24 protein-coding genes and 1 tRNA gene are annotated in these 19,520 nt (G+C 38.9%); 16 read left to right on the forward strand and 9 right to left on the reverse strand.

Annotated elements, in window-relative coordinates; translation table 11 throughout:
- Position 1: 1 nt before the first annotated feature.
- Genes EXS92_RS00460 through EXS92_RS00490 form a run of 7 tightly spaced genes read right to left on the reverse strand, consistent with a single transcriptional unit; the run spans position 2 to position 5,848 of the window.
- Positions 2-499 (reverse strand): tRNA threonylcarbamoyladenosine biosynthesis protein TsaB, encoded by a 498-nt coding sequence (locus EXS92_RS00460; RefSeq protein ID WP_165515122.1) that lies wholly within the window; start codon positions 497-499, stop codon positions 2-4.
- A 20-nt stretch (positions 500-519) separates the two neighbouring features.
- The gene (gene lpxC / locus EXS92_RS00465) at positions 520-1,407 is read right to left on the reverse strand and encodes a UDP-3-O-acyl-N-acetylglucosamine deacetylase (protein WP_165515125.1); all 888 of its coding nucleotides are present in this window, start codon (positions 1,405-1,407) and stop codon (positions 520-522) included.
- Positions 1,404-1,991 (reverse strand): septum site-determining protein MinC, encoded by a 588-nt coding sequence (gene minC, locus EXS92_RS00470; protein WP_165515126.1) that lies wholly within the window; start codon positions 1,989-1,991, stop codon positions 1,404-1,406. The genes lpxC and minC overlap by 4 nt, the downstream gene beginning before the upstream one ends.
- Positions 1,992-1,993: 2 nt before the next feature.
- Complete coding sequence (locus EXS92_RS00475; protein ID WP_165515129.1) at positions 1,994-3,316, reverse strand: M23 family metallopeptidase; 1,323 nt, start codon at positions 3,314-3,316, stop codon at positions 1,994-1,996.
- Positions 3,317-3,325: 9 nt separating this feature from the next.
- Positions 3,326-4,267, reverse strand: a complete 942-nt coding sequence (locus EXS92_RS00480; RefSeq protein ID WP_120980763.1) for an outer membrane beta-barrel protein — start codon at positions 4,265-4,267, stop codon at positions 3,326-3,328.
- An 11-nt stretch (positions 4,268-4,278) separates the two neighbouring features.
- Positions 4,279-5,136 carry an outer membrane beta-barrel protein gene (locus tag EXS92_RS00485; protein WP_165515130.1) on the reverse strand — a complete coding sequence of 286 codons (858 nt, stop codon included), beginning with the start codon at positions 5,134-5,136 and terminating at the stop codon, positions 4,279-4,281.
- Positions 5,126-5,848: a hypothetical protein gene (locus EXS92_RS00490; protein ID WP_165515133.1), complete on the reverse strand. Its 723-nt coding sequence runs from the start codon at positions 5,846-5,848 to the stop codon at positions 5,126-5,128. The genes EXS92_RS00485 and EXS92_RS00490 overlap by 11 nt, the downstream gene beginning before the upstream one ends.
- Before the next feature lie 148 nt (positions 5,849-5,996).
- On the opposite strand from EXS92_RS00490, the gene panB reads away from it, so the two are divergent.
- From panB to EXS92_RS00535, 9 genes are all read left to right on the forward strand, one after another.
- Complete coding sequence (gene panB / locus EXS92_RS00495; RefSeq protein WP_165515135.1) at positions 5,997-6,809, forward strand: 3-methyl-2-oxobutanoate hydroxymethyltransferase; 813 nt, start codon at positions 5,997-5,999, stop codon at positions 6,807-6,809.
- A complete protein-coding gene (gene ruvB, locus EXS92_RS00500; RefSeq protein ID WP_000664490.1) occupies positions 6,810-7,820 on the forward strand; it encodes a Holliday junction branch migration DNA helicase RuvB in 1,011 nt (336 codons plus the stop codon).
- A gap of 67 nt (positions 7,821-7,887) precedes the next feature.
- Complete coding sequence (gene tatB / locus EXS92_RS00505; RefSeq protein ID WP_000467608.1) at positions 7,888-8,370, forward strand: Sec-independent protein translocase protein TatB; 483 nt, start codon at positions 7,888-7,890, stop codon at positions 8,368-8,370.
- Positions 8,363-9,112, forward strand: a complete 750-nt coding sequence (tatC, locus tag EXS92_RS00510; protein ID WP_079363020.1) for a twin-arginine translocase subunit TatC — start codon at positions 8,363-8,365, stop codon at positions 9,110-9,112. Before tatB ends, tatC begins: the two co-directional genes overlap by 8 nt.
- Positions 9,113-10,150, forward strand: coding sequence for a tRNA preQ1(34) S-adenosylmethionine ribosyltransferase-isomerase QueA (gene queA / locus EXS92_RS00515; protein ID WP_165515137.1), 1,038 nt, complete (start codon positions 9,113-9,115; stop codon positions 10,148-10,150).
- Entirely contained in the window at positions 10,147-10,683 is a 537-nt protein-coding gene (gene rsmG, locus EXS92_RS00520) for a 16S rRNA (guanine(527)-N(7))-methyltransferase RsmG (protein ID WP_165515140.1), read from the forward strand. The genes queA and rsmG overlap by 4 nt, the downstream gene beginning before the upstream one ends.
- Complete coding sequence (locus tag EXS92_RS00525) at positions 10,677-10,919, forward strand: PP0621 family protein (protein ID WP_165515142.1); 243 nt, start codon at positions 10,677-10,679, stop codon at positions 10,917-10,919. The genes rsmG and EXS92_RS00525 overlap by 7 nt, the downstream gene beginning before the upstream one ends.
- A gap of 2 nt (positions 10,920-10,921) precedes the next feature.
- Positions 10,922-11,329: a hypothetical protein gene (locus EXS92_RS00530; protein ID WP_165515144.1), complete on the forward strand. Its 408-nt coding sequence runs from the start codon at positions 10,922-10,924 to the stop codon at positions 11,327-11,329.
- Between the two features lie 42 nt (positions 11,330-11,371).
- A tRNA-Ser gene (locus tag EXS92_RS00535) sits at positions 11,372-11,459 on the forward strand.
- Between the two features lies 1 nt (position 11,460).
- On the opposite strand, the gene EXS92_RS00540 is transcribed toward EXS92_RS00535, so the two are convergent.
- Positions 11,461-12,063, reverse strand: coding sequence for an outer membrane protein (locus EXS92_RS00540; protein ID WP_000291621.1), 603 nt, complete (start codon positions 12,061-12,063; stop codon positions 11,461-11,463).
- Between the two features lie 288 nt (positions 12,064-12,351).
- Between EXS92_RS00540 and EXS92_RS00545 the strand changes: the two genes are divergently transcribed.
- The 7 genes from EXS92_RS00545 to copP are packed head-to-tail and all read left to right on the forward strand — an operon-like array spanning position 12,352 to position 19,018.
- Positions 12,352-12,726, forward strand: coding sequence for a chemotaxis response regulator CheY (locus EXS92_RS00545; RefSeq protein ID WP_000772151.1), 375 nt, complete (start codon positions 12,352-12,354; stop codon positions 12,724-12,726).
- Positions 12,727-12,738: 12 nt separating this feature from the next.
- The gene (gene prmA, locus EXS92_RS00550; protein ID WP_165507791.1) at positions 12,739-13,728 is read left to right on the forward strand and encodes a 50S ribosomal protein L11 methyltransferase; all 990 of its coding nucleotides are present in this window, start codon (positions 12,739-12,741) and stop codon (positions 13,726-13,728) included.
- A gap of 8 nt (positions 13,729-13,736) precedes the next feature.
- Positions 13,737-15,635 (forward strand): ATP-dependent zinc metalloprotease FtsH, encoded by a 1,899-nt coding sequence (gene ftsH, locus EXS92_RS00555; RefSeq protein WP_000805308.1) that lies wholly within the window; start codon positions 13,737-13,739, stop codon positions 15,633-15,635.
- Between the two features lie 2 nt (positions 15,636-15,637).
- Positions 15,638-15,892 carry a hypothetical protein gene (locus EXS92_RS00560; RefSeq protein ID WP_165515146.1) on the forward strand — a complete coding sequence of 85 codons (255 nt, stop codon included), beginning with the start codon at positions 15,638-15,640 and terminating at the stop codon, positions 15,890-15,892.
- Positions 15,882-16,595 (forward strand): CDP-diacylglycerol--serine O-phosphatidyltransferase, encoded by a 714-nt coding sequence (gene pssA / locus EXS92_RS00565; RefSeq protein ID WP_001122197.1) that lies wholly within the window; start codon positions 15,882-15,884, stop codon positions 16,593-16,595. The genes EXS92_RS00560 and pssA overlap by 11 nt, the downstream gene beginning before the upstream one ends.
- The gene (copA, locus tag EXS92_RS00570; RefSeq protein ID WP_165515148.1) at positions 16,592-18,817 is read left to right on the forward strand and encodes a copper-translocating P-type ATPase CopA; all 2,226 of its coding nucleotides are present in this window, start codon (positions 16,592-16,594) and stop codon (positions 18,815-18,817) included. The genes pssA and copA overlap by 4 nt, the downstream gene beginning before the upstream one ends.
- Positions 18,818-19,018: a copper-binding metallochaperone CopP gene (gene copP, locus EXS92_RS00575; protein WP_000869075.1), complete on the forward strand. Its 201-nt coding sequence runs from the start codon at positions 18,818-18,820 to the stop codon at positions 19,016-19,018. It begins immediately after the preceding gene.
- A gap of 149 nt (positions 19,019-19,167) precedes the next feature.
- Here the strand turns inward: copP and EXS92_RS00580 are convergent, their stop codons facing one another.
- The gene (locus EXS92_RS00580; RefSeq protein ID WP_000545241.1) at positions 19,168-19,449 is read right to left on the reverse strand and encodes a hypothetical protein; all 282 of its coding nucleotides are present in this window, start codon (positions 19,447-19,449) and stop codon (positions 19,168-19,170) included.
- Positions 19,450-19,520 lie beyond the last annotated feature (71 nt).

The raw sequence follows: 19,520 nt of genomic DNA on the forward strand, positions 1-19,520 counted from the left end.
ACTAAATAGGAGGCAAAATGTAAAACGGCGTGTTCAATTGGGTGAATTTGTCTTTCTCTAAAAAAGAGGGTAACTTGAAATCTTTTGGCGCAATTTTCAAATCTTTAAAATCGGTCAGGCTTTCCCTTTCTTTTGAAACAAAGTATTTATTGACATACGCCAAAATGGGCGTGTTGTCGTTAAAATCAAAGCCTGTAGTTGAATAGAGTTCAAAGCCATGGATTAAAGCCAAAGTGTGTAAGAAAACATGCGTGAGTTTTAAACTAGTGAAACTGCCTGGCCCTTTAGCGTAATAAACCCCTTTAATCGCCGGTAAATCAGGGTAGATCGTGGGGTAAATGGCGGGGTTTTTAAAATCTTCAAATAATTGTGAAAAAACTCCCACTAAAGCTTCGCTTGTTTTTAGTTTGGAAGTGTAAGAAGCACATAAAAAATTGTTTTGATACACCCCAAGCAAAACTCTCTCGCCTAAAGAGATAAGTGCTAAATCCAATTCCAAAAAATAAGCCCTATTTAGGATTAAGCGAAAGCCTTTTGCAACGCAAATTCTTTAGCCGGATCCGTAGCGATCAAAACTTCGTAATTTTTAGCGTCCGCTAAAATGGCTTTAACCAACATGGAATTGAGCTTATGGCTCCCTGAAAAAGAAGTGTATTTGCCCATCACAGGCATGCCTAAGACCATTAGATCCCCCATAGCGTCTAAAATCTTGTGGCACACGAATTCCTTTTCGCACCTCAAGCCCTCTTTATTCAAAATGCTGTTTTCATCCAGCACGATGCAATTATTCAAACTCCCCCCTTTAGCCAAACCAATGGATCGCAAGTAATTCACTTCTTGCAAAAACCCAAAGGTGCGAGCTTTAGCGACTTGCTCTTTGTAAGCGGTTTTACTAAAAACGAAATGATGGGCTTGCTTAGCGATAACCGGATGGTTAAAATCAATCGCAAAATTCAAAGAAAGTTGGCTGTCTGGCTCAATTTTAACAAATTTATCGCCCTCTCTAACCTCAATAGCTTGCTTGATTTCCATCACCTTTTTAGGAGCGTCTAATTCTTTAATCCCTGCTTCATCTAAAAGCATGCAATAAGCCAAAGCACTCCCGTCCATGATAGGGATCTCTTCGTTATCCACAGAGATTTTAAGATTGTCAATACCATACGCATGGATAGCTGAAAGCAAATGCTCAATCGTAGAAATTCTAGCGTTATCCTTACCCAACACGGTTGCCATTTTGGTATCCACGATGTTTTCAGGTTTTAAGGGAAGCTTCACGCCTAAATCAGAGCGGTAAAAAACGATGCCTTGATTTTCTCCTAAAGGCTCTAAAACAAGCTTCACAGGAACGCCCTTGTGCAAGCCTATCCCTACTAATTCCACAGAGTGGTTAATGGTTGTTTGTTTCATAATACTTCCTTTATTTCTAGTATATCGTCATTTTTAGTGATTATTTTAATATTTTTATTTACCAAAAGCCGTTCAACCTCTTTTAGAGACAAAATTTTATTTTGAAAAACGATTTGAGCGCTCTTGACTTCTTTCAAAATCAAGCACTCTCCAAAGCACACAATCGCCCCTTCGCAAACCCCATAAACCGACACACAGCCCTCTGAAATAATCTTCGCTCCATTGTGGATATTACCCAAAAAAATAAGGTGATTAGCGCTATAAATCTCTTCCCCGCTCCTGATATGGCGCTCATAAATCGTTGTTTTAGGTTCTGTTTTAGAATGATTGGGTTTTGAATGATTGGTTTCTTCTTTTAAAGGCATGGTTTTGATATAACGCCCGTTTAAAGCGCGATTCGTTTCTAAAAACAAAAGCTGGTGTTTATGCAAAACGGCTTTGACTTCTGATTCAATATCGTATTTAAATATAATGAGAAAATACTGCAAAAGGGCATGGTTTTTTTCTAAAAATTCCATGACCGCCTCAGGCTCTTGCTTTTCAATTTCAAACGCATGCACGTTTTTTTGATTCGTTTTTAACATGACTATCCTTTCATTAAAAGCCGTTTGGCTTGCTCTATGGGGGCAATGATATTGGTTTTTATCCATTGCTCATTAAGCCATTCATTAGGCCGAACAAAAACCCCTTGCAAAAGCATCCCTAAATGCAACCCGCTCCCTAATTTCAAACCACTACTCCCTACGCTTTCATCATCTTTTAAATGCGCTAAAAAAACGCACAAACCTAAGCCATAGCAATCCATTAAACTATTACCATAAAAATCCAATTCCCCCTTAAAAACCCTCTTCACCGATGGATCAAACGCTAAAGATAAATCCTTACTGGGTATCAAATCCACCCCTAAATGCAAGAATTTAAACAACACCTGATTGTCCTTTAAAAACCGCCGATTTTCTAAAAAATTGCTTGTCATTTTAAAAGGCCCATTCAAGGGTTTTAGCGCTTGAAAATGGGAAAAATCCTTATAAAAATCCCCCTGTTCTAAAGCGATCTTTTGGATTTTTTCTAAATCTTTTAAGTGCGTGTTGGAAAATATTTCTAATAAAGTTTGTTCAGTGTGATTTTGAAATTTTTCTTGCTTTGCAACCTTATCTTTTAAGGCGTTTAAGTCTATATCCCTTTCCCTCAAACGATGGGTTTTTCGTTTGAACAATAAAGGGGTGGTATTAGAGTTATAGGCTTTATCTTTAGCGACAATGAACGCCTTAAAATCCTTATTCTCATAAGACCAAGGCACTAGAGCGATAAAGACATTACGCTGTTTGAATTCTAAAAGCCTGAACGCTTTAAAATCCTTTTTTTTGACGCGCACAAACGCTTGAGACAAATTCTTATCCAAAGCCTCAAAGATGACTATCGCGCTCCCTCCATAAGCGATGCTTGGGGAACGAGATAAAATCGTGATTAAGGGTTTTATCGTATCAATACACACTTCTTGTTTGAAAGACGCCTTATTGCCATTGAAAAAATTAGCATAGCTCCAATCATTAGCTTGAATTTCATATAAAAGGCACTTGTCTTCTAACCCCATGATTTCAGGCCTAATTAAAGGCACTTCTAAAGACTTGGGTTTATCCAATACCAGACTTTCTTTTTTATATAAGATCAAATTGTCTTTTGTGGTTACTTTTATCTCATAGCGTTTGATGCCCTTTGGGGCTGCTATTTTAATCTTAATGGGTTTTTTTAGATCCCAAAAAAGCGCTTCATTATTGTCATTGAGCACACCCTCTTTGTTGCTTAAACTAAAACTTAAAGCTTTGGTTTTTGTGATTAAAGCGTTAAAAATCAAATAACCCCCTAAAATCAAAACGACTAACGCTAAAATTTTAAACCCTAACCCCAAAATCAAGCCTCAAAAAATGAACGCATAATTCACTAATAAAAAACTGGATCGTTTGAACTGGTTGTTAGCTGAAATCAACAATCGTTCATCATTTTCTTTATTGTGATAAATCGCTCCCTCTTCTACTCCCATTCTCAAATAGCTAATCGGTAATTTTGCGCCAATCTCTAAGCGGTGTTTCCTATAAAGCGTTAAACTCACGCCCACATTAAAAGTATAATCCACTTCAATCAAAGATTTCCATAAAAAATTAGGGCTTGAATAACCCCCTACTACCAAATTCCTCCCGTTTTGATTAGGCTTGTCTTGATAAAGCATAAGCCCTATCCCAAAACCCGCATAAACGCCTAAAAAATGCTTTTTAGTCTTAAAATCTAAAGGCATGTCAAACAATAAATCGGTATTCATAGCCCCTAAAATATAAAAAAACGAGCCTACAGACTGCTTGAGCGCGTTCTCTCTTAACGCCCCTCCCCCAAGCAATAAATCCCCATAAAATCGTGTCCCAAAATAAGGCACAAAGTATTTTTGATACCCGAATTTAACGCTAATCATAGAAACAGGAGCGTTAATATTGATATTGTTTTTAAACGCACTAGGGGCATTCGCACCGTATTTATCGTTCATCTCCCCTTGATAAGACAAGTTAAGTTCCCCATAAGCATACCCACCCCCTAAAAACACCCCACTCTTATCATCGGCTATGGAAAAAGATTTGAGCAATTTTTTTCTTTTCTTTGAAGAAATCTTTGGGTAAGTTCGCTCTAAATATTCTTCTTCAAACTTATCCTTATCCATCTCTTTGGGTGAAACCCCTTTTTCGGTGAGCTGTCGCTTTAAATTGTTTATTTTTTCGTCTAATTGTTGGTTTTCTTCTTCTAAATTGTCATAATCTGTCGCTTGAAGTCCTATAATGAACGCCAGATAAACTAACCAGTATTTGAGTTTCAACCCTTGAGCCTTTACAATAAATAGTTGTAACTAATATAATAAATATTAGTGCTTTTAAAATAATATAAAAAGGTTTGCGAAGTTTCTTTTAAGGGAGGCATTTTTAAGGCTAATTCAAAACGGTGTTTGAGGTTAAGCGTCATGCTCACCCCTAAATTTAACACCAATCCAAAGGCGTTAGGCTGTGAATACCCTCTAATCTCTTTTAAATTTTGATACATCCCATTCCACCCCACTCCAACGCCTCCAAATATCCCTAACGCAAACCTTTTTTCTTTGTCAATAGGCTTATCCATCAATAGATCAATATTCAAGCTTGCAGTTTGATAAGAAGCCAAAGAATCGCTTTTAAACCCTTTCATCGCCCCCCCTAAATATTCCCCATAAAAGCGTAAGGCGCTAATCCCGTTAGCGAAATACTTTTGATACCCGCTCCTTAAACCATACAGCAAGGGAGAAGCCTGAATATTGCTTAAAAGTTCAAACTTCTCATAAGGATGAGCGCTAACCCCTATATCGCCAAGGATCACGCCTATAAAAAAACCGCTCTTATTTTTAGCCATTTGTTGGAATAAGATGGATTCATTCTTTTCATGCAATTCCCCTTTGAGCATGTAAAGCTGGCGTTTTTTCTTATGGATTTCTTCAAGCAAACTTTTTTCATCAATCTTTTTTGCCACTTCATTTTTTTCTTCAAACTCTAGCGTTCGGGCGCGTTTTTCTTCCAAAAGAATGGGAGCGTCTTTAGGGGTGTTTTCTTCAGTCGTGTTCGTTTCAGTCATGTTTTCTTTGGCGATATTCTCTTCAGCGCGCAAGCTTAAAATAAAACCAAAGCATAAAATGAGATTTCTTATTTTTTTAGAACACATATTGATACCCAATGCTTGCTATAGCTCCCCACCAAGTCTCTTTTGAAGAATTGGATTGCAAAAAAGGGAAATTATTCAAAATTTTAAATTCAAATTCAATGCGGTTTTTTTCTAATACCGTTAGAGCCAATCCTGCGTTAAAAGACATCCCCCATTCCGCCGTATAATTCACCCCATGCGCTACAACCCCCAAGCCTAAACCCATATACCCCCCCATATAAAGGTATTTCCCCACAAAAGGCAAAGGAAAATCCAATAAAAAATCCCCATTCAGCATGACCGATTGAAACCCCACGCTCCCAAAGCCCGCTTTCTTAGGAGCCCCTCCATAATATTGGATATAAATACGCCTGCCAATGATATTTGGCTTGACCAAGCGCGCAAAAAACGATGGCCTGAAAGTTTGATAGCCAAAACGCAAGCCATAAGCGAACAAATAATTTAAAATATTCCCCGTGATGCTAGAGCTATTGGTTTTAACCATGATTTCATGATTGTAAAAAAACCCGGTATTGATCCCTAAAATAAGCCCGCTTTTAGCGTTCGCTCTTTTTAAGTCTCTGATTAATTCTTCAACTTCTTTATCTTCATAGGCTTTATAATACTTGATATACTTGTAGTATTTTGGGTCTAGGGTGTCATAATCAAGTGCGTTCAATCCTGCACAAAATCCCATTAAAGACCATAAAATAACATGTTTTTTAAGACCCAAAATCGCTAAATCCCTTGAATTGTTTGTTAAAAGTTTCTTTCAATTATACTAAAATAATTAAAATGACCGGTTAAAATGGAGTAAAATTTTTACCCACCCCAATAAAGTCATGCTACAATGCCACTATATTTAACACTTAGGATTTCTAATGAGCATGCAAACCGCCCCAATTAAAAAAACCACTCTCAACCACCTCCAAGCTAAAAAAAATCAAGAAAAAATCATTGCTATTACCGCTTATGACGCGCTATTCGCTCAAATATTTGATCCGCTAGTGGATGTGATTTTAGTGGGCGATAGTTTGAATATGAGTTTTTTCAATCAAAACGACACTTTAAGCGCGAGTGTGGGAATGATGCTCTATCACACTAAAGCCGTGTGCGCGGGCGCTAAGACTCCTTTTATCATCACAGACATGCCTTTTGGAAGCTATAAAGATGAAAAAACAGCCCTAAAAAACGCCATTAGAGTTTATAAAGAAACCCAAGCGAGCGCGATCAAATTAGAGGGGGGGAAAGAAAAAGCGAAACTGGTTAAAACGCTCACTGATGAGGGCGTTATCGTGGTAGGACACATCGGCTTGATGCCCCAATTCGTGCGCCTTGATGGAGGTTATAAGATTAAGGGCAAAAATGAAGAGCAACAAAAAAAGCTTTTAGAAGACGCGTTGAGTTTAGAAGAAGCCGGAGTGGGTTTGTTGGTTTTAGAGGGCATAACCACCCCTATCGCTCAAACGATCACGCAAAAAATCAAAATCCCCACGATCGGCATAGGGAGCGGCAAAGATTGCGACGGGCAGATTTTAGTGTGGAGCGATATGTTAGGCTTTTTTGATAGCTTTAAGCCTAAATTCGTGCGAGAATACCTTAAAGGGAAAGAATTGATTCAAAACGCGATTCAACAATACGCTGATGATGTGAAAAAGGGAAACTTCCCTAACGAATTAGAAAGTTACCATTAAATGAAAGAACGGATAGTCAATTTAGAAACCTTGGATTTTGAAACTTCTCAAGAAGTGAGTTTGCGCCCCAATCTTTGGGAAGATTTTATCGGTCAAGAAAAGATTAAAAGCAACTTGCAAATTTCTATTTGCGCGGCTAAAAAACGCCAAGAAAGTTTGGATCACATGCTCTTTTTTGGCCCGCCCGGTTTGGGTAAAACTTCAATCAGCCATATCATCGCTAAAGAAATGGAAACCAATATCAAAATCACCGCCGCTCCCATGATAGAAAAAAGCGGTGATTTAGCCGCCATTTTGACTAATTTGCAAGCTAAAGACATTCTTTTTATTGATGAAATCCACCGGCTTAGCCCAGCGATTGAAGAGGTTTTATACCCGGCTATGGAAGATTTCAGGCTGGATATTATCATAGGCTCAGGCCCAGCCGCTCAAACCATTAAAATTGATTTACCCCCTTTCACCCTTATTGGCGCTACCACTAGAGCCGGAATGCTCTCTAACCCCTTAAGAGACAGATTTGGCATGAGTTTTAGAATGCAATTTTATAGCCCTAGCGAACTAGCCCTCATCATCAAAAAAGCCGCCGTTAAACTCAACCAAGACATCAAAGAAGAAAGCGCTGATGAAATCGCTAAAAGGAGTAGAGGCACGCCAAGGATCGCTTTAAGGCTTTTAAAAAGGGTACGCGATTTTGCGCTAGTCAAAAATTCAAGCTTGATGGATTTGAACATCACTTTGCATGCCTTGAATGAACTAGGCGTGAATGAATTGGGCTTTGATGAAGCGGATTTGGCGTATTTATCTTTGTTGGCTAACGCTCAAGGACGACCGGTGGGTTTGAACACGATTGCAGCGTCTATGAGAGAAGATGAAGGCACGATTGAAGACGTGATTGAGCCTTTTTTGCTCGCTAATGGTTATTTAGAGCGCACGGCTAAAGGTAGGATCGCCACGCCTAAAACCCACGCGCTTTTAAAAATCCCCACTTTAAACCCCCAAACTTTATTTTAATCTTGTTTAGAAAGAAAATTACACTACAATAACGATAAAATTTTAAAGGGTGTGAAAGTAGATTATTATGTTTGGCATGGGCTTTTTTGAAATCCTTGTGGTGTTGGTTGTAGCGATTATTTTTTTAGGGCCAGAAAAATTCCCCCAGGCTGTCGTGGATGTGGTGAAGTTTTTTCGTGCGGTTAAAAAAACGCTCAATGACGCTAAGGACACTTTAGATAAAGAAATCAATATTGAAGAAATCAAAAAAGAAACCCTAGAGTATCAAAAACTCTTTGAAAATAAAGTGGAGAGTCTTAAAGGCGTTAAGATTGAAGAATTAGAAGACGCTAAAATAACTGCAGAAAATGAGATTAAAAGCATTCAGGATTTGATGCAAGATTACCAACAAAGCCTAGAAAACAACGCACCCCCTAACCATTCCAATAAAGAAGTTTCCAATGAAGAAGCCTTAAATAAAGAAGTTTCAAGCGATGAACCTCCTAAAGAAGTCCAATTAGCAACCGATAACAACGCCAAAGAACACGACAAAGAAAAAGAGCATGTTTGAAGATTTAAAACCGCATTTACAGGAATTAAGAAAGCGTTTGATGGTTTCTGTAGGAACGATTTTAGTGGCGTTTTTGGGGTGCTTTCATTTTTGGAAAAATATTTTTGAATTTGTTAAAAATTCTTATAAAGGCACGCTCATTCAGCTCTCCCCTATTGAAGGGGTCATGGTAGCGGTTAAAATCAGTTTTTCAGCCGCTATCGTCATTTCCATGCCCATTATCTTTTGGCAATTGTGGCTCTTTATCGCTCCAGGGCTTTATAAAAATGAAAAAAAAGTGATTTTGCCTTTTGTGTTTTTTGGGAGCGGTATGTTTTTAATGGGGGCGGCGTTTTCTTACTATGTGGTGTTCCCTTTTATCATTGAATACTTAGCCACTTTTGGGAGCGATGTGTTTGCGGCTAATATTTCTGCGTCCAGTTACGTGAGCTTTTTCACGCGCTTGATTTTAGGTTTTGGCGTGGCGTTTGAATTGCCTGTTTTAGCGTATTTTTTGGCTAAAGTGGGCTTGATTACCGATGCGAGCTTGAAAGCGTATTTTAAATACGCTATTGTAGTGATTTTTATTGTAGCAGCGATTATCACTCCCCCTGATGTGGTGAGTCAAATCTTTATGGCATTGCCTTTAGTGGGGCTTTATGGGCTTTCTATTTTGATTGCCAAAATGGTCAATCCGGCTCCTAAAGACAACGAAAGCGATCACGAAAATGACACCAAAGAGCATACAAAGAGCGAGTCGTAGTTGAGAGAATTTGATTTAGAAAGCTATGATTATTATTTGCCTAAGGAATTGATCGCAAATTATCCCGTTTTGCCCAAAGAAAAGGCTAAATTACTCGTCTATGAAAGGCGTTTGCAAACAATCACGCACACCACTTTTGAGCATGTTTTAGACTTTTTCCCTAAAAACGCCCTTATTGTGTTGAACGACACTAAAGTGATTAAGGCTAGGCTTTTTGGATCTAAGCATGCCTTTTTGCCATCAAAAACGACCGAAGTGTTTTTCCACCGCTTTTTTAAAGGCAACACCGCTCTGACTCAAATCAAGGGCAAGATCAAAGCGGGGGATAAGATTTTTTTTGATGAAAATTATTACGCTGAAGTCTTAGAATTGCTTCATAACGGCCAGCGCTTGATCGCTTTTTATGACAATCAAACCCCCTTAAATCAAGAAAATATCTTAAAGCTTTTAGAACAATACGGGCATATGCCCTTACCCCCTTATATTAAAAGAGCGGATGAGAGTTTGGATGCGCATGAATACCAGAGCGTGTTCGCTAAACACATCGGCGCGGTGGCTGCCCCTACGGCGTCATTGCATTTTTCTCAAAATACCTTAGAAAAATTATTGAAAGATTTCAAGCACGCTTTTTTAACCTTGCATGTGGGGGCCGGGACTTTTCTTGGTGTAGAAACTAAGGATATTAGAGAGCATCAAATCCATACAGAAGTTTTGCATATTCCTAAAAAGAGCCAAGAAATTTTGCAAGAATCCCAAGAGATTTTATGCATCGGCACGACCGCTTTAAGGAGCGTGGAATACTTTAAGCGTTTAAAAAACCCTAATCAAGAATCGTTTGAATGCGATATATTCTTGCATCTTGCCAATCCTATCCAGCATGTCAATTATTTGCTCACTAATTTCCATTTGCCCAAATCAAGCCTTTTAATGCTTGTGAGCGCCATGATAGGCTTAGAAAAAACCAAAGAAATCTACAAAATAGCCATAGAAAAGAAGTATCGTTTTTATTCTTATGGCGATGGGATGCTGATTTTATGAACCCCTTATTGCAAGATTACGCGCGCATCCTTTTAGAATGGAATCAAACGCACAACTTGAGCGGTGCGAAAAATTTAAGCGAGTTAGAACCCCAGATCACAGACGCTCTAAAGCCCTTAGAATTTGTCAAAGATTTTAAAAGCTGCTTGGATATTGGGAGCGGGGCGGGACTTCCTGCTATCCCTTTAGCCCTTGAAAAACCTGAAACGCAATTCATTCTTTTAGAGCCAAGAATAAAAAAAGCGGCTTTTTTAAATTACCTTAAAAGCGTTTTGCCTTTAAAAAACATTGAAATCATTAAAAAGCGTTTAGAAGATTATCAAAATCTTTTACAAGTGGATTTAATCACTTCTAGAGCGGTCGCTAGCTCTTCTTTTTTGATAGAAAAAAGCCAACGATTCCTAAAAGATAAGGGGTATTTTTTATTCTATAAAGGCGAGCAGTTAAAGAATGAAATCGCTTATAAAACCACTGAATGCTTTATGCATCAAAAGCGTGTTTATTTTTACAAATCAAAGGAAAGTTTATGTTAAGAATCTTAATCCCCTTACTCATTATCGCATGGATTTTATGGCGTTTGTTTTTGAGGCAAAAACCCCACAAAAACGACCACAGAGACAACCACTCTTACACGCAACAAACCCCCAAAGAATTAGAAGATCACATGATTGTATGCTCTAAATGCCAAACCTATGTCTCTAGCAAAGACGCTATTTACAGCGGAGCGGTAGCCTATTGCAGTGAAACTTGTTTGAAGGATAAGAGGTAAACATGCTTATTTTAGGACACCCTTTAATCCCTAGCGCTCGTTTTGTTTTCATTAAAGACACCGATGCTATTCATTCCAACACCAATAACGATATAGTGTGTTTTGAAGCAAACCCAAAAAATTTGGAATTAGCTAAGTATTGCTGTGAAAATGGTGTCCATTTTAGCGTGATCTTTTTATCGCACAAGATAGAGACGGACGCCTTTTTTTTATTCAACGCTTTCAAACCGCTCTATTGTATTTTTAAGGATATTAAGCAAGCCATACTCGCCCAACAACACGCCACTAATTACTTGTTAGATAGCAAAATCTTGTTTTCTATGGATTTTAACGATACAGAGTCGTGGGAAATTTGCGCTAAAAATCAAATAGATGGCGTCATTTCTAAAGATTCACTCCTTTTGAAATAAGCCCTTTTTAAACAAATCTTAGTTATAATAAGCCCTTTTTAAGGGGAGATGTCCGAGTGGTTGAAGGAGCACGCCTGGAACGCGTGTAAGGTGCAAGCCTTCGAGGGTTCGAATCCCTCTCTCTCCGCCATTTAAAAATGCCACGAATGCGAAACAAAAAACAAAAAGCTCCTTTCAAACAAACTGCGTCTTTCAGGGGTTAGAAAGATTTTCATGCCAATTTCCACATCCACCTTATGATACAAAACGATCGTGCGAAACTGCACCCCAAATTTCCCGATAGCCCTAAAATAAGTGTTATGAAAATTGAAATCTTTCAATGAATCCCAAGTATTCACCACCAAATCTTTGACCTTATTATTGAGTATCCATGTGTTAGCGGCCAATTGCAAACCAAAGAAAAAAGCCCAGCGGTTGATAGGGTTTTTAGCGTAAGCGACCATAAAATCCCCTCCCACCCCATAAGTGAACATGTTCGCTTGCAAAGTGGAATCATTATTGAAAAGCACATTACCATAATCTATAAAGAAATAATACCTAGAATAAGCCCAATCGTTTTTAGGATTCACTTCATAGCCTTGAAGGATTGAAGCCCCTTGTAAAAGTTTGTTGGTGTTTAAGGGACGCATAAACACCGTGCCTATTTGATAAGAAGAAGACATGTAACTCAAATTTTCAGCATTTAAAATATTTAAAAAACTTATACCCAGTATTAAAATTCTTAAATAATACACTTACTTGTAAAATCCTTGTCTTTCTTTTTTCAAACCATCCAATACCCTTTATCGCGCTCAAAAGTTATTTTATTACTTTTAAACTATTATGATAGCAAACAAACTGAATTTTTTTACAAATGAGAACGCTCATTGAACGCTCCATTTAGCCAATGATTATTGTCGGTCAAGGTAATTTTAATCAAAACATGCTATTATTTGGAATGATTTATTATTATAAGGCGTTAGAGACGCTTTGGCTGTTTAAAAAGAGCCTAATTTAAATGCAATCTTAAAAGGAGAAGCACTTTGAAACTACTGGTAGTAGATGATAGCTCAACTATGAGAAGAATTATTAAAAATACACTTTCACGCTTAGGCTATGAAGACGTTTTAGAAGCTGAGCATGGGGTGGAGGCTTGGGAGAAACTAGACGCTAATGCGGACACTAAGGTGCTTATTACGGATTGGAACATGCCTGAAATGAACGGGTTGGATCTCGTTAAAAAGGTGCGCTCTGATAGCCGATTTAAAGAAATCCCTATCATTATGATCACCACAGAGGGCGGTAAAGCTGAGGTCATTACGGCTTTGAAAGCGGGCGTGAATAACTACATTGTGAAACCTTTTACCCCCCAAGTTTTGAAAGAAAAATTAGAGGTTGTTTTAGGGACAAACGATTGAGTGTTAGAATCAATGTATTATGAGTTTTTCTTTATCTTCCCTAAGGAGCGAGAGCTTTTTGAGAGCTTTCTTTTAGACACCACACACCTAGCCTTAGAAGAATCAAGCTTAGAAAATTTAAAAGCGTTTGACGATAAAGAAACCATTGAATTTATAAGCCAATCCAGTTGGCGTTATTTCGCCACTCATGACCCCCTAAAGGAAAATTTAAAAGAAAATTTAAAAGAAAAACCCCCACACCTCAAAAATTTCGTTATTTTACGCTCTGAAAAAAATTTGAGCGATTCGCTTTTTCCGGCGTTAAAAGCGTTTTGTTTGAATTTAAAACAAAACCTGCAAAGCGAGTTTGATTTTTTCTACCTTTCACGCAATCTGGCTTCAAAAGACTGGCTAGAAGCCTACAAACAAGCTATTTTGCCGGTGCAATGCGCCAAATTTTACATACACCCTAGCTGGCACCAAAAACCAAGCCATACCGCTATAGATGATTGCATAATGATCGATCCGGCTTTGGCCTTTGGATCAGGTCATCATGAAAGCACTTCTATGTGTTTGGAATTGCTCTCTGATCTTGATTTAAAGCGCAAAAACGCTTTAGATGTGGGTTGTGGGAGCGGGATTTTAAGCATCGCCTTAAAAAAACAAGGCGTTAGCGCTTTAGTAGCTTGCGATACGGATAGTTTAGCCGTTGAAGAAACCCTAAAAAATTTTAGCTTGAATCAAATACCCCTATTAGCGCAAGATAAAGTCATTTATGGATCTACGCAAAAAATTGAAGGGCGTTTTGATATCATTGTGGCGAACCTTGTCGCTGATGTGATTAAGAGTTTGTATAGTGAATTTGTGCGGCTTTGTAACCACACTCTTATTTTATCAGGGATTTTAGAAACCCATTTAAACTCTGTTTTACAGATCTATTATAATGGGTTTGAGGTTTTAGAGCAACGACAGCGTAACGAATGGGTCGCTCTAAAATTGCTTAAAAAACAATCAATAAATTAAGGATTATAATGAAACCAACGAACGAACCTAAAAAACCTTTTTTTCAAAGTCCCATTGTCCTTGCGGTTCTTGGAGGGATTTTACTCATTTTTTTTCTACGCTCTTTCAATTCTGATGGCAGTTTTTCGGACAATTTCTTAGCTTCTAGCACTAAAAATGTGAGCTACCATGAAATCAAACAGCTCATCAGCAATAACGAAGTGGAAAATGTGAGTATCGGTCAAACTTTGATCAAAGCCAGCCACAAAGAGGGCAACAATCGTGTGATTTATATCGCTAAACGAGTGCCTGATCTAACCTTAGTGCCTTTGTTAGACGAGAAAAAAATCAATTATTCTGGTTTTAGCGAATCTAACTTTTTTACCGACATGTTAGGGTGGCTCATGCCTATTTTAGTGATTTTAGGGCTATGGATGTTTATGGCAAACCGCATGCAAAAAAATATGGGTGGGGGTATTTTTGGCATGGGGAGCGCGAAAAAACTCATTAACGCTGAAAAACCCAATGTGCGTTTTAATGACATGGCAGGCAATGAAGAAGCCAAAGAAGAGGTGGTAGAAATCGTAGATTTCTTAAAATACCCTGAACGATACGCCAATTTAGGGGCTAAAATCCCTAAAGGCGTGCTGTTAGTAGGGCCTCCAGGAACCGGTAAAACCCTTTTAGCAAAGGCAGTAGCCGGCGAAGCGCATGTGCCGTTTTTCTCTATGGGAGGGAGCAGTTTCATTGAAATGTTTGTGGGCTTAGGGGCAAGCAGGGTTAGGGATTTGTTTGAAACCGCTAAAAAACAAGCCCCTAGCATCATTTTTATTGATGAAATTGATGCCATAGGTAAGAGCAGAGCGGCTGGAGGCATGATAAGCGGGAATGATGAAAGAGAGCAAACCTTAAACCAGCTCTTAGCCGAAATGGATGGTTTTGGGAGCGAAAATGCGCCTGTCATTGTTTTAGCCGCAACGAACCGCCCTGAAATCTTGGATCCGGCCTTAATGCGTCCAGGGCGCTTTGACAGGCAGGTTTTAGTGGATAAGCCTGATTTTAATGGCAGGGTAGAAATCTTAAAAGTGCATATTAAAGGCGTGAAACTCGCTAATGATGTGAATTTGCAAGAAGTCGCCAAACTCACCGCAGGGCTTGCAGGGGCGGATTTGGCGAATATCATCAATGAAGCCGCGCTTTTAGCGGGACGAAACAACCAAAAAGAAGTCAAACAACAGCATTTAAAAGAAGCGGTTGAAAGAGGGATTGCTGGGCTAGAAAAGAAAAGCAGGCGTATCAGTCCTAAAGAAAAGAAAATCGTCGCCTACCACGAAAGCGGGCATGCCGTGATTTCTGAAATGACTAAAGGGAGTGCTAGGGTGAATAAAGTTTCTATCATTCCAAGGGGCATGGCGGCTTTAGGCTACACCCTTAACACGCCTGAAGAAAACAAATACTTGATGCAAAAGCATGAACTCATCGCTGAAATTGATGTGCTTTTAGGCGGGAGGGCGGCTGAAGAGGTCTTTTTGGAAGAAATTTCTACCGGTGCGAGCAACGATTTAGAAAGAGCGACTGATATTATTAAAGGCATGGTGAGTTACTACGGCATGAGCAGTGTCAGCGGGCTTATGGTGCTAGAAAAGCAACGGAACGCCTTTTTAGGAGGCGGTTATGGAAGCAGTAGGGAATTTAGCGAAAAAACCGCAGAAGAAATGGATCTTTTCATTAAAAACCTACTAGAAGAACGCTATCAGCATGTCAAACAAACCTTAAGCGACTATAGAGAGGCGATTGAAATCATGGTCAAAGAATTGTTTGACAAAGAAGTCATTACAGGCGAAAGGGTGCGTGAAATCATCAGCGAATACGAAGCCGCCAACAATTTAGAAAGCCGTTTGATCCCTTTAGAAGAGCAAGCGAGTTAAGAGTGCGAGCTTACAAACAGATTTTTGATAAGGGTTTAAAGCCTTATGATAAACATTCTGTTTGTTTAAAGCTTTTTTTTAGATTTTGTTTTCTAAAAACCCGCACTTATCAACAGCGTTATAAAGCGTTTGTTTTAACGCTCTTTTTTTGTGAGTTTCTTAACGCTTGTAAGATTTTTCTTCTCGCAATTGATTTTAAAATCGTTTTTATTCCTAGTCTAAAAGCCAAGTTAAAAAGAATCTCTAATGCCTATTAACCCTCTCTATCTTTTCCCCAATCTTTTCACCGCTAGCAGTATTTTTTTAGGCATGATGAGTATTTTTTACGCTTCCAGTTACCAATTTGTCATGGCATGCTGGTTAGTGGTAGCGAGTCTTATTTTAGACGGACTTGATGGGCGTGTCGCAAGGCTTACCAACACCACCAGCAAGTTTGGTATTGAATTTGACTCCTTAGCTGATGTAATCGCTTTTGGAGTCGCCCCAAGCCTTATTACTTACTTTTATGTGGGGTATAATTTTGGGCGTATAGGCATGGCGGTGAGCGCGTTGTTTGTGATTTTTGGGGCGATACGATTAGCGCGATTCAATATCAGCACCAACACAAGCGATCCCTATTCTTTCATCGGTATCCCCATTCCTGCGGCGGCGGTATTGGTGGTGCTTTGCGTGTTATTAGATAACAAATACCATTTTTTAGAAAGCAATACCGAAAAGTTATTTTTGGGCTTTATTGTCTTATTAGGGGTGCTTATGGTGAGCAATATCCGCTACCCTAATTTTAAAAAAGTCAAGTGGAATCTCAAGCTTTTCATCTTAGTGTTGATCTTTTTATCGTTAGTGTTTGTGCGCCCTTTAGAGGCTTTGAGCGTGTTTATGGGGCTGTATTTGATTTATGGCATCATTCGGTGGCTCTTTTTAATGGTAAAAATTATTTTTAATAAAAATAAAAGCGCATGAAAGAATCTTTTTACATAGAGGGAATGACTTGCACGGCGTGTTCTAGTGGGATTGAACGCTCTTTGGGGCGTAAGAGTTTTGTGAAAAAAATAGAAGTGAGCCTTTTAAATAAGAGCGCTAACATTGAATTTAACGAAAATGAAACCAATTTAGATGAGATTTTTAAGCTCATTGAAAAACTGGGTTATAGCCCTAAAAAAACCCTCACAAAAGAAAAAAAAGAATTTTTTAGCCCTAATGTTAAATTAGCGTTGGCGGTTATTTTCACGCTTTTTGTGGTGTATCTTTCTATGGGGGCGATGCTCAGTCCTAGCCTTTTACCTGAAAGCTTGCTTACGATTAACAACCATAGTAATTTTTTAAACGCTTGCTTACAGCTTATAGGCACGCTCATTGTCATGCATTGGGGGAGGGATTTTTACATTCAAGGGTTTAAAGCCTTATGGCACAGACAGCCTAACATGAGTAGCCTTATCGCCATAGGCACAAGCGCTGCTTTAGCTTCAAGCTTGTGGCAATTGTATTTCGTTTATACGAATCAGTGGTCTTATGGGCATTATTATTTTGAAAGCGTGTGCGTGATTTTAACGTTTGTGATGGTGGGCAAACGCATTGAAAATGTTTCTAAAGACAAAGCTTTAGATGCTATGCAAGCTTTGATGAAAAACGCCCCAAAAACCGCCCTTAAAATGCACAATAACCAACAGATTGAAGTTTTAGTGGATAGCATTGTGGTGGGGGATATTCTAAAAGTCCTCCCTGGAAGCGCGATTGCGGTGGATGGCGAAATCATAGAGGGCGAAGGGGAATTAGATGAGAGCATGTTAAGCGGTGAAGCGTTGCCGGTTTATAAAAAAGTCGGCGATAAAGTCTTTTCAGGGACGCTCAACAGCAACACGAGTTTTTTAATGAAAGCCACGCAAGATAACAAAAACAGCACTTTGTCTCAAATTATAGAAATGATCCATAACGCCCAAAGCTCAAAGGCAGAGATTTCTCGCTTAGCGGATAAGGTTTCAAGCGTGTTTGTGCCAAGCGTGATCGCTATCGCTATTTTAGCGTTTGTGGTGTGGCTCATCATCGCGCCTAAACCTGATTTTTGGTGGAATTTTGGGATCGCTTTAGAAGTGTTTGTATCGGTTTTAGTGATTTCTTGCCCTTGTGCTTTGGGGTTGGCTACGCCTATGAGTATTTTAGTGGCGAACCAAAAAGCGAGTTCTTTAGGCTTATTTTTTAAAGACGCTAAAAGTTTAGAAAAGGCAAGGCTAGTCAATACGATCGTTTTTGATAAAACCGGCACGCTCACTAACGGCAAGCCTGTCGTTAAAAGCGTCCATTCTAACATAGAATTATTAGAGCTATTGAGTTTAGCGAATAGCATTGAAAAGAGCAGCGAACATGTCATTGCTAAAGGGATTGTAGAATACGCCAAAGAGCATGACGCCCCCTTAAAAGAAATAAGCGAAGTTAAAGTGAAAACGGGCTTTGGCATCAGCGCTAAAGTAGATTATCAAGGCGCTAAAGAAATCATCAAAGTGGGTAACAGCGAATTTTTTAACCCTATTAACACGCTAGAAATTCAAGAAAACGGGATTTTAGTGTTTGTGGGTAGAGCGATCAATGAAAAAGAAGACGAGCTTTTAGGGGCGTTTGTTTTAGAGGATTTGCCCAAAAAAGGCGTGAAAGAGCATGTCGCTCAAATCAAAAATTTAGGCATTAACACCTTTCTTTTAAGCGGGGACAATAGGGAAAATGTCAAAAAATGCGCGCTTGAATTAGGGATAGATGGTTATATCAGCAACGCTAAACCACAAGACAAACTCAACAAGATTAAAGAACTTAAGGAAAAAGGGCGGATCGTTATGATGGTGGGCGATGGCTTGAATGACGCCCCTAGCCTTGCTATGAGCGATGTGGCGGTGGTGATGGCTAAAGGGAGCGATGTGAGCGTGCAAGCAGCGGATATTGTGAGCTTTAATAACGACATCAAATCGGTTTATAGCGCGATTAAATTAAGCCAGGCGACCATTAAAAATATCAAAGAAAATTTGTTTTGGGCTTTTTGTTATAATAGCGTGTTTATCCCTTTAGCTTGTGGGATTCTTTATAAGGCTAGTATCATGTTAAGCCCGGCGATTGCGGGTTTAGCGATGAGCTTAAGCTCTGTGAGTGTGGTCTTAAACTCCCAAAGGCTAAGGAATTTTAAAATTAAGGATCATTGAATGAAAGTTACTTTTCAGGTGCCAAGCATTACTTGCAGCCATTGCGTGGATAAAATTGAAAAATTTGTGGGCGAAATTGAAGGCGTGAGCTTTATTGATGCGAGCGTGGAAAAAAAGAGCGTGGTTGTAGAATTTGACGCTCCAGCGACACAGGATTTGATTAAGGAAGCCTTACTAGATGCGGGGCAAGAAGTAATATAATAAAGGTGTGTGATATAGAAGTATCGGGTTAAAAAACGCAACATTCAGAAGGGTTGTTGTCTTTTAATACTTTGTTTGGGTGTTTTTACGCCCTTCAATGATGATTTATCATAACAATAAGGGAAAGAAATTATCGCATTTTCCTTTTCTCATTTCCATTTTTGATACAAACGAATCTGCTTGTTCAAGCCGCTAATTACACCACCAATAAAAGAAAGGGAGCTACGAGACAGATTGCTTCTGCATTGCGAACGAATCAGTTCACAGATTTTAACAAACAACATGCATAGCTCGTCAGGTTTCATGTTGCCAATAAGGCATAAGCCTTGTATGTATTCAATAGGGACAAGAATATGGGAGTGTTCGTCTTTTAAGTCATTGCCTAATCGCTGTGTTAAGCTATCCATGCCCTTTTGGATTACCTCATGCATTCTTTCTAAAACACAATATTCCCTTGCTGAAAAAGAACAAGATGAACGCATGCTTGTAAAGTCTGTTGCTT

Origin of the sequence: Helicobacter pylori, from assembly GCF_011175115.1 — a bacterium.
GTDB classification, from domain to species: Bacteria; Campylobacterota; Campylobacteria; order Campylobacterales; family Helicobacteraceae; genus Helicobacter; species Helicobacter pylori_DF.